The sequence below is a fragment of the Poseidonibacter antarcticus genome (assembly GCF_003667345.1).
Lineage (GTDB): Bacteria > Campylobacterota > Campylobacteria > Campylobacterales > Arcobacteraceae > Poseidonibacter > Poseidonibacter antarcticus.
This window is the reverse complement of sequence record NZ_RCWF01000007.1, coordinates 56,796-69,338: the sequence shown is the minus strand read 5'-3', so window position 1 is coordinate 69,338 and position 12,543 is coordinate 56,796. Positions and strand designations below refer to the sequence as shown.

16 protein-coding genes are annotated in these 12,543 nt (G+C 26.4%); 3 read left to right on the top strand and 13 right to left on the bottom strand.

Annotated features, from left to right (window positions below; genetic code table 11):
- Positions 1–6: 6 nt before the first annotated feature.
- Both D9T19_RS09665 and D9T19_RS09660 read right to left on the bottom strand, forming a co-directional pair.
- Entirely contained in the window at positions 7–984 is a 978-nt protein-coding gene (locus D9T19_RS09665; RefSeq protein ID WP_121628029.1) for a hypothetical protein, read from the bottom strand.
- A 14-nt stretch (positions 985–998) separates the two neighbouring features.
- Positions 999–1,370, bottom strand: coding sequence for a response regulator (locus D9T19_RS09660; RefSeq protein ID WP_121628028.1), 372 nt, complete (start codon positions 1,368–1,370; stop codon positions 999–1,001).
- Positions 1,371–1,533: 163 nt separating this feature from the next.
- Here D9T19_RS09660 and flgG point away from each other — a divergent pair, with 163 nt between their 5' ends.
- The 3 genes from flgG to D9T19_RS09645 are packed head-to-tail and all read left to right on the top strand — an operon-like array spanning position 1,534 to position 3,704.
- On the top strand, positions 1,534–2,322 hold the full coding sequence (flgG, locus tag D9T19_RS09655; protein WP_121628027.1) for a flagellar basal-body rod protein FlgG: 789 nt from the start codon (positions 1,534–1,536) through the stop codon (positions 2,320–2,322).
- 15 nt (positions 2,323–2,337) lie between these two features.
- Positions 2,338–2,742 carry a hypothetical protein gene (locus D9T19_RS09650; RefSeq protein WP_121628026.1) on the top strand — a complete coding sequence of 135 codons (405 nt, stop codon included), beginning with the start codon at positions 2,338–2,340 and terminating at the stop codon, positions 2,740–2,742.
- Between the two features lie 14 nt (positions 2,743–2,756).
- The gene (locus D9T19_RS09645; RefSeq protein WP_121628025.1) at positions 2,757–3,704 is read left to right on the top strand and encodes a hypothetical protein; all 948 of its coding nucleotides are present in this window, start codon (positions 2,757–2,759) and stop codon (positions 3,702–3,704) included.
- A 6-nt stretch (positions 3,705–3,710) separates the two neighbouring features.
- Here D9T19_RS09645 and rimM read toward each other — a convergent pair whose 3' ends face one another.
- From rimM to D9T19_RS09590, 11 genes are all read right to left on the bottom strand, one after another.
- A complete protein-coding gene (rimM, locus tag D9T19_RS09640) occupies positions 3,711–4,241 on the bottom strand; it encodes a ribosome maturation factor RimM (protein WP_121628024.1) in 531 nt (176 codons plus the stop codon).
- 7 nt (positions 4,242–4,248) lie between these two features.
- Positions 4,249–4,488, bottom strand: a complete 240-nt coding sequence (locus tag D9T19_RS09635) for a KH domain-containing protein (RefSeq protein ID WP_121628023.1) — start codon at positions 4,486–4,488, stop codon at positions 4,249–4,251.
- Positions 4,489–4,505: 17 nt separating this feature from the next.
- On the bottom strand, positions 4,506–4,733 hold the full coding sequence (gene rpsP, locus D9T19_RS09630) for a 30S ribosomal protein S16 (RefSeq protein ID WP_076088164.1): 228 nt from the start codon (positions 4,731–4,733) through the stop codon (positions 4,506–4,508).
- Between the two features lie 95 nt (positions 4,734–4,828).
- Positions 4,829–6,181, bottom strand: coding sequence for a signal recognition particle protein (locus D9T19_RS09625; protein WP_121628022.1), 1,353 nt, complete (start codon positions 6,179–6,181; stop codon positions 4,829–4,831).
- Between the two features lie 172 nt (positions 6,182–6,353).
- Positions 6,354–7,106, bottom strand: coding sequence for a pseudouridine synthase family protein (locus D9T19_RS09620; protein WP_121628021.1), 753 nt, complete (start codon positions 7,104–7,106; stop codon positions 6,354–6,356).
- Entirely contained in the window at positions 7,090–8,241 is a 1,152-nt protein-coding gene (gene waaA / locus D9T19_RS09615) for a lipid IV(A) 3-deoxy-D-manno-octulosonic acid transferase (RefSeq protein WP_228197998.1), read from the bottom strand. The genes D9T19_RS09620 and waaA overlap by 17 nt, the downstream gene beginning before the upstream one ends.
- A gap of 2 nt (positions 8,242–8,243) precedes the next feature.
- Positions 8,244–8,975, bottom strand: coding sequence for a zinc ribbon domain-containing protein (locus tag D9T19_RS09610; protein ID WP_121628019.1), 732 nt, complete (start codon positions 8,973–8,975; stop codon positions 8,244–8,246).
- Complete coding sequence (locus tag D9T19_RS09605) at positions 8,968–9,723, bottom strand: Nif3-like dinuclear metal center hexameric protein (protein WP_121628018.1); 756 nt, start codon at positions 9,721–9,723, stop codon at positions 8,968–8,970. The genes D9T19_RS09610 and D9T19_RS09605 overlap by 8 nt, the downstream gene beginning before the upstream one ends.
- A gap of 6 nt (positions 9,724–9,729) precedes the next feature.
- Positions 9,730–10,611 carry a glycine--tRNA ligase subunit alpha gene (gene glyQ, locus D9T19_RS09600; RefSeq protein ID WP_121628017.1) on the bottom strand — a complete coding sequence of 294 codons (882 nt, stop codon included), beginning with the start codon at positions 10,609–10,611 and terminating at the stop codon, positions 9,730–9,732.
- A 91-nt stretch (positions 10,612–10,702) separates the two neighbouring features.
- Complete coding sequence (gene purE / locus D9T19_RS09595; protein ID WP_121628016.1) at positions 10,703–11,197, bottom strand: 5-(carboxyamino)imidazole ribonucleotide mutase; 495 nt, start codon at positions 11,195–11,197, stop codon at positions 10,703–10,705.
- Between the two features lie 37 nt (positions 11,198–11,234).
- Positions 11,235–12,542, bottom strand: coding sequence for a glycosyltransferase family 9 protein (locus D9T19_RS09590; protein ID WP_121628015.1), 1,308 nt, complete (start codon positions 12,540–12,542; stop codon positions 11,235–11,237).
- Between the last annotated feature and the right edge of the window lies 1 nt (position 12,543).

Below are 12,543 nucleotides of genomic sequence, written 5' to 3'. Positions count from 1 at the left end.
TACCTTTTATTTTCCAAATTCATCTATTAGTTTATCTAAATCATCACCAATTAAATCATGATTTGCATCCCCTGGGATATGTTTTGCTACTGCAATTTCTTGAGTTGAGCCATCATCTTCAAATAAATTATTGAGATATAAAGATAATCTTCTAATAACAGACATCACTCTTTCTATTTTTTGTCTATTAATATCATTAAATTGCATTAATTCCATAGCTTCATAAATTTTCTTATCTTCTGAATTAACAATAGAACTCATATCTTTTAGATTATTAGACATTTCAATAGATAATGTTTTCTGTGTATTAAACACCTCAATATTTGGGAATTTAGTACTTAATGAATTTAATAATTCTAATTCTGAATTAATATAATTCTCAAAACTTTCTATTTTATTTCTAATATCACTATTATTATCTAAAGCTAAACTAAGTACATCAAATATTTGAGATACTTTTTCTTCTGAATCATTTGCAACTTGACTTAATTGGTTTACTACTTTTGTATCATTATCAGCAGGTAAAGGGAAAACACCTTCATTAATCTTTGATCCTGCCCAATTTTTACCAATTTCTTCTTCATTATTTGATTCAATATTAACTTTATTTGTAGACTCTACAATACCTTCTTCATCTGCAGATACATCATCAAAACTTTTAGGAGTAATATCATTAGTATCAGTAACTTCACTTGATTCTAATTTACTATCTTCATTACTAACTTCTTTTTCATTTTTATCAGTAATTTCTAATTCTTTTAGTAATGCATCAATATCATTATTCTCTAAAGTTTCATTTTCAGTTTTTTTAGGCTCTTGTATTTTGACATCTTCATTTTGAGAAATTAATTCTTCAATCTCATCAGTATTAATAACAGAATTCTTTTCTTCTACAACTGGTAGTTCTTCCTTACTATCTGAAGCATCATCCTCGATATCTAAACCATTCATTAAAGCTTCAATTTCTTCTTGACTCATACTCATACTAAAACCTTATATTATTTTTTTAATACTCCATCAAGCTTTTCTTTTAAAATCTCTGCATTAAAAGGCTTAACAATATAGTTATTAACACCTGCTTTAAGAGCTGTTATAACCTCTCCTTTACCACCTTCGGTAGTAATCATAATAATTGGTGTCTTCATATGTGTACCCTCAGATCTTGTCTTTTGCACTAATTGTAAACCATTCATATTAGGCATATTCCAGTCTGTTAAGATTACATCATAATGTGATTCGCCAAGTAATTTCCAAGCTTTAACACCATCTTCAGCTTCATCGAATTCCTCTTTTTTAAAACCTAATTGCATGACTACGTTTCCAATAATTCTTCGCATGGTAGAACTGTCATCAACTATAAGAATTTTCATTACTTAACCTTTTTATTTAATATTACTTTAAAATATAATATATTATATATGATTTGTTTTAAATTTTCACTTAATAAGAAGAAAACAGTATTTATAATTTATCTATTTTTAATTGTTGTTAAAATATAATAATATATTATATAAATACTCTAAAGGAAAAGTTATGATTCGAGGACTTTACACTGCAGCAACTGGTATGAACTCTATGCAACACCAAATTGATGTAACATCAAATAATATTGCAAACGTAAATACAACAGGTTTTAAACAAGATAGAGCTGAGTTCCAAGATTTAATGTATGAAACATTAAATTATACAGCAGGACAAACTTCGCAAACAACTAGAAATCCTACAGGTATTGATACAGGTCTGGGAGTTAGAATTTCAGGTATTCAAAAAAATTTTAGCGAAGGTGATTTAAAACTTACTTCAAATACCTTAGATTTAGCAATTGAAGGAAGTGGTTTTTTCCAAATTACACTTCCAAGTGGAGAAACAGCCTATACAAGAAATGGAGCTTTTAAGCTTAATGAAGAAGGGACTATTGTTAATGGAAATGGGTATGAATTGTCTCCTGAAATTGTTGTACCTGATAATGTAACAGATGTTAGTTTTGGTACAGATGGTATTGTATCCGCAACAGATCCAACAACTGGAGATACAGTTGATTTAGGACAAATAGAAATAGCTGATTTTATAAATCCTTCAGGACTTACTCCTTTAGGTGAATCATTATATATGCAATCTGAAGCATCAGGAGATGTTCAAACAGGTAATCCATTAACAGACCAGTTCGGTGGAGTTAGACAGGGAATGATTGAGTTATCGAATGTAAAATTAGTAAATGAAATGGTTGATTTAATTACAGCACAAAGAGCATATGAAGCTAATTCTAAATCAATTACAACAACAGATAGTATGTTAGATACAGTAAATCGATTAAAAAGCTAAGTAAATAAATAATATATGAATTTAGAAGAATTAAAGAGACTTCGAGAAAAAAATTTTTCCGCACATAAGAAAAAAAAGAAAGAGTATTACTTAAAGAAAAAAGCATCTAAAAAATCAGTGAGGAAAGAGATTGATTACTCAAAAGAATTAAATGATGATAACTTTGTAAGTAAAATAAAAGAAATAGCAAAAGCTCAAAAAATACATATAGATAATAGAAAAGAATTAATTGTTGCAAAAATAAATGAGTATAAGAATAAAAAAAAAGAATATTATACAGAAAATAAAAAGAAACGATTAGAATATGATAGAGAGTATAGAGAAAAGAAAAAAGAAGAGTTAAAAAAGTATAGAAGAGAATATTATCAAAGAAATAAAGAAAAAATATTAGCAAAACAAAAAGAAAAAAGAAAATCTTAAAAAAAGAGTGAATCATGGCAGAAGAAGAAAATATACAAGAAATAGATGAAGAAACAAATATTTCTTTAGATGATGAGATAAAAACTCAAAAAGTCTCAAATGATAAAAACTCTAATGAAGACCAACTTGTAAAAAAGAAGAAGATACCAATCCTAAATAAAATATTATTTTCAGTAGTAGGATTTTTATTTTTAACATTAATTCTAGGAACAATACTTTTTTTTATGGGATTTTTTCAATCAGAAGAAATAAAAATCAAAGAAACTCCTAAAGAAGAAAAAATTAGTGTAAAAACTAATAGCTTTAATATAAAAGATATAAATTCTAAAAAATTAAATAAACAACTTTTACTACTAACAAATAAAAATATAGTTCAAGAAGAAGAAATTAACAAAAGAGAAAAAGAAGAAGAAGCCAAAAAGATTAAAAGAGAAGAAGAGAAAAAGAAGAAAGAGGCTTTAGCTTTAGAAGAGGAAAAACTAACTAAAGAAAAAGAAAATTTAGAAAATAAAAAAATAGAATTACAAAAACAGAAAGAAGAACTTGAATTATTAAAAAATCAAGCAATCGCACTTAGAGATGAAATGATTAATAATAAAGAAGAAATAGAAAAAAATAAGAATAATGTTGTTCAAGTTAAACCTAAAATTAAAAAAGAAGTAGCAATAATTAAAGAAGATAAAGATGAATCACTTAAAGAAAAAAGTGAATTTGTATCTTTAATTAATGTTGCAAAAATTAAAGGTGAACTGTATAAATCATATCTAGATAAAATTACTAATATTTACAGTGATATAAAACTATGTAGAGATGACTTAAATAGAATTGAAATCTATTATGGACCATTTAAAGATGATAAGAAAAGAAGTGAAATATATAAAAAATTACAAGAGAATGGAATCATAAATTCATATGAAGTTGAATTAACAAAAGAAGAATTTTCTAAAAGATGTAAGTACTAAAAAACTCTATGAGTTTTCTAATATAGCATATGCATCTTTTACTTTAATTTCTTTTTTTAGTATATCAACATTTAAAATATATTTATCAAATAAATGTGGTAATAAAAAAGTTTTGGGTAAATCTTTTGATACTAAAGATTCATCTGTAGTAACTTCTAAATAATCACTAACAGGGTATCTATGTATATCTTTAATTGTACCTAATTTTAAATCATCTTCATAAACCGTACAACCCATTAAATCAAACCAAAAGAACTCATTGTCTTTTAATTGACAATTTTCTCTAGTTTGTTCCATAGATGCAAAAAGTTCTTGATTTATAAGTTTTTTTGCTAGGTCTACATCTTCATAATTTTCAAATAAAATCATATCTCTATTTGTATTATATTCAATAACTTTTAGATTTATTTTTCTATTTGTTACAAAGATTGCGTCTTTTTTAAATTGCTCAGGGAAATCTGAGTCTATATGAAGCTTTAAATGTCCTTTTAAACCAACAGCTTTCCCTAATTTTGCTACATATATATTACTATTCATTTTATATCTACTTTGCTACGACTTGTATCTTGTATGATACACCGTCTTTTGCTTTACAACCATTTGCCATAGTTTTTAAAGCATTAATCATATTACCATTTTTACCAATAAGTTTACCAATATCAGAACTATTTGCTTCAACTGTAATTTCAGCAAAAGTATCATCTATTAATTCTTTAGTAACAGTTACATCTTCAGGTACACTAACAATAAGTTTTGCATAGTTTTTAATAAAATTAGTAATCATAGCAATTAATCAACTAACTATTTTGCAGCTAATTTAGCTACTTTTTCAGAAGGTTTAGCACCAACACTTAACCAATAATCATATCTTTCTTGGTCAATTTTTAATACTTTTGGTTCTGCAACTGGGTTAAAGTAACCAATTGATTCAATCCAACCTGAATCTCTTCTTTTTCTTGAGTCTGTTACAACGATTCTGTAAAATGGTTTTTTGTTTCTTCCCATTCTTGTTAATCTAATTACTGTCATGTTTTTTTCCTTTTATTTATATACTTTTATTATAGTATTGAGGTCTAAACTCTAATTAAAGTGAGTTCACAGCTCAACACTATTAAATCAAATTACTATCTTGGTATTTTAGGCATTCCACCAGGTCCCATTTGAGACATCATATTTTGTAAGCCTTTCATTCCACCTTTTGATGATAATTTCTTAGCCATTTTTGAAGCATTTTTAAATTGCTTTAATATTTTATTTATTTGTACTTCTGAAAGCCCTGAACCTTTTGCAATTCTTTTCTTTCTACTTGGATTCATTAAAGATGGTTCCATTCTTTCTTTTTGAGTCATAGAACCTATTAATGCTTTTATTCTTTTAATCTCATCAGAATTTTCAAAATCCATATCTTTTAATGGTCCAGCCATTTGTGAAAGACCAGGAATCATTCCAATAATAGATTTCATAGAACCTAATTTACTCATCATTGCTAATTGGTCTAAGAAGTCATTAAAGTTAAATTCACCTTTTTTAATCTTTTTAGCTACTGCTTTTGCTTGTTTTTCATCAATAACAGCAGAAGTTCTTTCAGCTAAACCTTCTATATCTCCAAGTCCAAGTAATCTTGAAACAATTCTATCAGGAATAAATACTTCAAGGTCTGGCATTTTTTCACCAATACCAATAAATCTTAAAGGAACACCAACTTGTGATGCAATTGATAAGGCAACCCCGCCTTTTGTATCTCCATCATATTTAGAAAGAATAACACCATCAATACCAATTTGCTCTTTAAATGAAGCTGCAGTTTTTGTAGCATCGTGTCCTGTTAAAGAATCCGCAACATAGAAAATTTCATCTATTTTAATCGCATCTCTAACATTTTTTAATTGAGTCATTAACTCTTCATCAATTGCAAGACGACCCGCAGTATCCACTAATAAAACATCATAATGTTCTTTTATAGCTTTTTCTTGAGCAGCTTTAGCAATTGCAATTGGATCTTTTTCATTATCATCAAAATAAATATCAACTTCAACTTGTGCGGCAATTTGTTTTAATTGCTCAACTGCTGCAAGTCTTTGTAAATCGCCAGCTGCTACTAAAACTTTTTTATTTCTTTGTTTTAAATAGTTAGCTAATTTACCTGTTGTTGTTGTTTTACCAGAACCTTGAAGCCCTGTCATTAAAATCGTAGTAGGTGGTGTGTTTGAATAAACAAAACCTTGATTACCTTCAGTTGTTAATACTTTAGTTAATTCTGTTTTTAAAGCACTGATAAATGAGTCTTGCCCAATACCAAGTCTTTTTGTTTCAAGCTCAATTGCTAATAATAATTCTTTTGTAGTTTTATGATGAACATCTGCTTTTAATAAAGATTTTTTTAATTCAACAATTGCTTTTTTTAATGAAGCAACATCATCTTTATGTCTTATTTTATTAACAGCATTTTTTATCGAACCGGTTATTGAATCAAACAAAGCCCTACTCCTAGATTTTTTTAATTTTGTGGATTATACTTTTTTAATACTTCAAGATAGGTTAAATTTGTGTTTATTAAGATTAGTTTTAGTTTTAGTTTTTTAGTTTTTTTCTACAAAGTCTATTTTATAGGACTTTGTAGAAATATTTATTTATATTTTAACTTAAATTTTAATTAAATTCATACACTTTAAATTCTCTAGGTTCTCTAGCTTCGAATACATAGTCAAATATTTTAGTGATTTTTGAATGCAATAATACTCTAGTAACATTACTAGCAGTTCTACCATAAATTGCATCACCAATAATTGGTAAACCAACAGAATTAAGATGAACTCTAATTTGATGTGTTCTTCCAGATTCAATAACAATCTTGATTTTTGATTTGTTACCTTCTACTAGCATTGGATAAACAGTTGATTTAGCTGGTTTACCTTTTTTTACATCAATTTTTGATTTAGCACTACCTCTATCTTTTGTTGTTAAAATAGGTTTATCAATGACAATTTCTTCAATAACCTTACCTTCAACAATTGCAACATATTCTTTATAAACTCTGTTTTGTTTAAATTCTTTTATTGCTTTTTTCTGAAAATCTTCATTTTTTGCAAACATCATAACACCACTTGTTTCTTTATCAAGTCTGTTAAGCAATATTGCATCAGGATATTTTCTAGCAACTTCATCTGCTGTTAAAAATGCAGGTTTATCTACTACTAAGATATCGTTATCTTGAAATATCACTTTTATTGGAGCAATATCTTTTACTACAAAAGTAACATCTGCACTAATTTCACCACGTGCAATCATTACTTTTTTTCCAGCAACTCTTACAAGTCCTTTATCTATTAACTCTTTTGCTTTAGAATTAGAAATTCCTTCTTGCATTGCTAATAATTTGTATGCTTTATCTCGTCCAGCCATTTATTTCCTTTATTATGGGATCTAGTGAACCAATCTTTTTTAAAACTGGTTTTTTTAGATTTTTAATATTATTTAAATAATCACCTAATTCATCATTTTTTATTAAGTAATAATTTTCAATACACTCAAAAAGTGGTTTTTGATTAAATATATTCATTCCACTTACTATTTTACAATTAAAATATGCAGGTTCAATTGGATTATGTCCACCAATTTTTTCAAATGCCCCACCTAAAATAACAAGATCTGAAATAGCAAATATATTATTTAGTATACCCATTTTATCTACTAAAATTATATCTGAATCAAAGTCTTCTTGTTGTGAATATTTATGATAAGTAAAAGACTTACCTTTTATATACTCTTTAATTAATAAATCTACTTCCAAAAATCTTTCTGGATGTCTAGGAACGATTACTAGTTTACCTTGACTTCTTTTATATGATTTTAGAATTAATTCTTCTTCATTTTTATGTGTACTTGCTGCTGTAATTAATACATCATCAACTTTTTCTAAAACTTCAGTTACTACTGGCATTTGTGCTAATTTTATATTTCCAATAGTTTCAACATTCTTCGCACCTAATTGCTCTAATCTTTTTTTATCAATATCACTTTGTGCAAAAACTTTATCAATATTCTCAAATATTCTTTTATAAAGAAAAGAAAATCTTTTATAAGAATTATATGATTTATCAGAAATTCTTGCATTTATTAAAAAAGTTTTTGCACCTTTTCTTTTTGCTACTAAAAAAAGCATAAACCATAATTCAGCTTCCATAACAACTAGAACTTTTTGTTTATTCACCCAAAATGGTAAAAATATTTCAAAAGGTAAATATCTTACATTTGAAGTACTTTTAAGTGCCTCTTCATATCCTGTATTTGTAATAACTGATACATTTACATTCTCTTTATAATAATCTATTAAAGGCTTAATAGCTTTTGTTTCACCCATTGAACAAGAATGAAACCATATTCCATTTTCATTAAACTTTGGATTATTTTTTAAAAAGAATTTTGAGGGAATTGCTTGTCTATATTTTGGATTTCTTGATTTAAAAATTAAATAAGGTATTGCTAGTATATATACTACAAACAAAAGTAAATAGTAAAATACACTAAAAAGGCTCAAAATTAAGCCTTTTGTGTTTGTTCTTCTATTTCATCTTCTTTATAAAGAATTCTACCACAATGTGGACAGTTTACAATCTCTTCTGATTTTATAACTTCTGCGTATGTTTTATCATTAATTTTCATATGACAACCATAACATGCTTGTTTTTTTACAGGAACAACAGCAGAATCTTTTGCCCATCTTTTAATTTTTTCATAGAATGTTAAAATTTTATTATCAAATTTCTCTAATAATTCACTTCTTTCTTGATATACAAGATTTCGTTCTTTATTGATTTCTTCAATAGTATTATCAACTGCAACTTGAATATCTTTAATAGATTCTTCTTCTTCAGTTAATTGTTCTTGTAATTCTTTAAGTGTTTCTTCTTTAGACTCACTTAATGTATCTAATCTATTTATTTCTTCATTTGCGAAAGTAATTTGTTCTTTAGCAATTTCTTCTTCTAATTGTAAAGCTTTTAACTCTTTTTCTGTTTGAATATTATCATTCTTCTTAGAAATATCGTCTAACTTAGATTTTAATTCACTTAAGTGAACATTATTCTTACTTCTTTTAGATTTGATATCATCAACTTCTAGATATAAAGCATTTATTGATGCCTTAATATCTTCTGCTGTTTCAACAAATGTTGCAAGTTTTGCTTTTTCATTTTCGATTTTTGGTTCGAACATGCTAATTGATGTATCAAATTTAGATAATTTGATTAAATCCTGTAAATACTTATTCAATAGTTTCTCCTTCTATAAAAAAATCAAATGGATTTTTTGAAGCTGTTATTATAGCTTTTAATTCATTTTTTTTCAAATATTCTGAAAGAAGTCCCTCTAGCAAGTTGCTAAAGTGTCTTTCACTCTCATAATGTCTTATATCAATTAATGAAATACCTCTAGCTTTTGCTTCCATTGCATCATGATATTTTATATCACCTGTTAAGAAACAATCTGCTTTTACTTCACTAATTAAAGACATCCCTGCACCTGTAACAATTGCTACATTTTTTATAAAATTGTTACATTTAACGGCTTTTGTAGTTTTTAAATCCAATTTTTTTGATACATATTTTACTAAATCATTAAACTTCATATTTACATTTGCATAAGATATAAATTCATCTGTATTTTCAATTTTAAAACCTAAAATCTCACTTACTACATATTTATTTAAATGCGTTTTATCTATATTTGTATGCATTGAAATTAAAGCTATATCTTTTTTAATTAATTTTTGTAATAATTTAGTACTATATGAATCATAATTAATTTTTTTTAAAGCTGAAAAAATCAAAGGATGATGGGTAATAATTAAAGAATTGTCTTCAACTTCATCAATTAATTCTTCATCTAAATCAATACTAATATATACTTTTTTTATTTCATCATCTAAAGAACCTACAAGAAGTCCACTATTATCCCATTTTTCTTGATATGAAAAAGGTGATAGATCATTTAAAAAATTGTATATATTTTGTACTTTCACTATTATTTATCTACCTATTCTTTTTAGTCTTTCTTCTTCTTGACTTTTATATAAAACAGCACAACCTTGAGATAATTCTCGTACCTTTAAAATATAATTTTGTCTTTCAGTTACTGAAATAGCTTTTCTTGCATCTAATGTATTAAAAGCATGTGATGCCATCATACATTGATCATAAGCAGGAAGAGGAAGTCCATTTTCAAGACAAATATTACATTCTTTAAAAGCATCATCAAAATGTCTAAATAACATTTCTGTATTAGCTATTTCAAAGTTATATTTTGAAAATTCATATTCACTTTCTTTATGAACATCTGCATAAGTTGTAGTTCCATATTTATTTTCATTCCATACAATATCAAATACAGAATCAACACCTTGTAAATACATTGCAAGTCTTTCTGTTCCATATGTAATTTCAACAGCAACAGGATCACACGCAATTCCTCCTACTTGTTGAAAATAAGTAAATTGAGTAACTTCCATTCCATCAAGCCAAACTTCCCAACCAAGTCCCCATGCACCTAGTGTTGGAGATTCCCAGTTATCTTCAACAAATCTAACATCATGCTTAGATAAATCTAAACCTAAATATTCTAATGATTGAAGATATAAATCCTGAATATTGTCAGGACTTGGTTTAATTAATGCTTGAAATTGATAATAAGCACCTAATCTATTTGGATTTTCTCCATATCTTCCATCAGTTGGTCTTCTACTTGGTGCAACATAAGCTGTTGACCAAGGTGTTGAGTCTAAACTTCGTAAAAGTGTTGCTGGATGAAAAGTTCCAGCACCAGCTGGAATATCATAAGGTTGTACAATATTACATCCTTCTTTTGCCCAAAATTCTTGTAATTTTAATAGAATTTGTGAAAATGTAAGCATCTATTTAATCCCTAGTGTTAATTTTGTTTTGATATATTTTTGATTTTAATAAAAAGTAAAATCAGTGCTAATAAAATAGCACTAATTTATATTATAAAAGTACTTCTACTTCTTTAGAATCTGTTTCAACTTTTTTAGCCTGAACAATTCTATCTTCTTTTAATTTTACAGCTAATTCTTTATTTGTAATTGCGAGAATTTGCATTGCAAAATATGCTGCATTAATAGCACCTGATCTTCCAAGTGCAACAGTACCAACAGGCATACCAGCTGGCATTTGAACAGTAGAAAGCATTGCATCCATTCCATCCATTGCTCCACCTTTCATTGGAACACCAATAACAGGTTTAGTTGTAACAGATGCTAAAGCACCTGCTAAATGAGCTGCCATACCAGCAGCTGCAATAAATGCAATAGCACCTTTTTCTTCTGCTTCTTTAATATAATTTTTAGTTCTTGTTGGAGATCTATGAGCTGATGAGATAATAAGTTCATAATTTACATTAAATCTTTCGAACGTATCTGCACAGTGTTTCATAATTTCATAGTCAGATTTACTACCCATAATAATTGATATAAAATTCATTTTTATTCCTTGTATTTTCTATAAAGTCACGATTATATCAAAAAGTATCTAATAGTTTAATAATCTTCGATAATTTCAGCTTTTCCCACGATTTAAATCTATACAATGTTAAAGAATCATTATCATAAATGAACTTGGATAAAGACTTCGATTCATCTTTAATTTTTATTACTTTTGTGTAATTATAATACTTCACTCTTTTATCAATTTCTTTGTCAGTTGATAATACAATAGTTGGTATCATAAAGGCATCTGATATATGAAAAGTTGATGTATCCGTTGTTATAATCGAATCCATTTGAGAAATAATATAAATAAAATCATTTATACTCTTAGATTCTTTAGATAAATTTACATATCTATCATCATCAATTTTTGTATCAATATTTAAAGTTGAAATAATAGTATAATCATCAAATTTTGTTAACATTTTAGTTAGTATTGAAGAAGCAATATTTTGAGGTATTGTCTTTTTTACACTTGCTGAAAAAGGATGAAATAAAAGTATTTTTCCTTTTGTTTTTAATAAATTTATTTTATTTTCTAGACTTTTTGAGACTTTAATATTATCAATACTTAATTCATTATATTTTAAAGAAGAAGGTATTTTTTTATAATCTAATCCAAACTTATATAACCACGCATCAACATAATTTAAGTTCTGAAAATAAGATGATTTTTCAATCACAGAACTATTATCAATAAAATAATCATAAGTAAAAAATTTCTTACTTGTAATACTTAGTGGCAATACTTCATTTATAAAATTCTGTTTAAGATAAATTTGTCTATCTCTTGAATAAAAATTGTTATTTGATGCATTTATATATAAATCCATTTTAACATTTTTAAAAACTTCTTTTAATTTATCATATAAAATTCTAAGTGCTGTTGATGCACTTATCATTTCACTAATACTTTTTCCAAGTCTGCCAATAATTACTATCGATACTTCATCTTTTTTCTTAGATACTAATTGTTTATATAAATCAACTTGTTTTGAATCATTCAATAAAGAAATTATTTCTTCTTTATCTTTTATAATATTTTTTTTTATATCTTTTTCATACTTAAGAGATTTTAAATATTCATTCTCATTAGAAATTCCCAATTCAATAGGGAAATTTGCTAAGCTTTTAATTTTATCTTCTTTCAAAAATCTTGTAGTATATTTTACTTTATCTACATTTTTAAAAACTTCTTTTAAATCCTCAAAATCATTTTGAGTTGAGATATAAACAGTCTCGTTCTCTAAGTTTGATGGCATTTTAAATTTGTGGTAAGCAACTAAAGTACCATCAGTAGTTTTTATATTAATATTTTGGGAAACTCTAAAAAAAATCATT

Coding starts and splice junctions, on each gene's coding strand:
- D9T19_RS09660 (WP_121628028.1), bottom strand. CDS start 1,370: ATGAAAATTCTTATAGTTGATGACAGTTCTACCATGCGAAGAATTATT.
- D9T19_RS09620 (WP_121628021.1), bottom strand. CDS start 7,106: ATGGCTGGACGAGATAAAGCATACAAATTATTAGCAATGCAAGAAGGA.
- D9T19_RS09665 (WP_121628029.1), bottom strand. CDS start 984: ATGAGTATGAGTCAAGAAGAAATTGAAGCTTTAATGAATGGTTTAGAT.
- rpsP (WP_076088164.1), bottom strand. CDS start 4,733: ATGACAGTAATTAGATTAACAAGAATGGGAAGAAACAAAAAACCATTT.
- D9T19_RS09635 (WP_121628023.1), bottom strand. CDS start 4,488: ATGATTACTAATTTTATTAAAAACTATGCAAAACTTATTGTTAGTGTA.
- D9T19_RS09645 (WP_121628025.1), top strand. CDS start 2,757: ATGGCAGAAGAAGAAAATATACAAGAAATAGATGAAGAAACAAATATT.
- glyQ (WP_121628017.1), bottom strand. CDS start 10,611: ATGCTTACATTTTCACAAATTCTATTAAAATTACAAGAATTTTGGGCA.
- D9T19_RS09650 (WP_121628026.1), top strand. CDS start 2,338: ATGAATTTAGAAGAATTAAAGAGACTTCGAGAAAAAAATTTTTCCGCA.
- D9T19_RS09590 (WP_121628015.1), bottom strand. CDS start 12,542: ATGATTTTTTTTAGAGTTTCCCAAAATATTAATATAAAAACTACTGAT.
- rimM (WP_121628024.1), bottom strand. CDS start 4,241: ATGAATAGTAATATATATGTAGCAAAATTAGGGAAAGCTGTTGGTTTA.
- purE (WP_121628016.1), bottom strand. CDS start 11,197: ATGAATTTTATATCAATTATTATGGGTAGTAAATCTGACTATGAAATT.
- flgG (WP_121628027.1), top strand. CDS start 1,534: ATGATTCGAGGACTTTACACTGCAGCAACTGGTATGAACTCTATGCAA.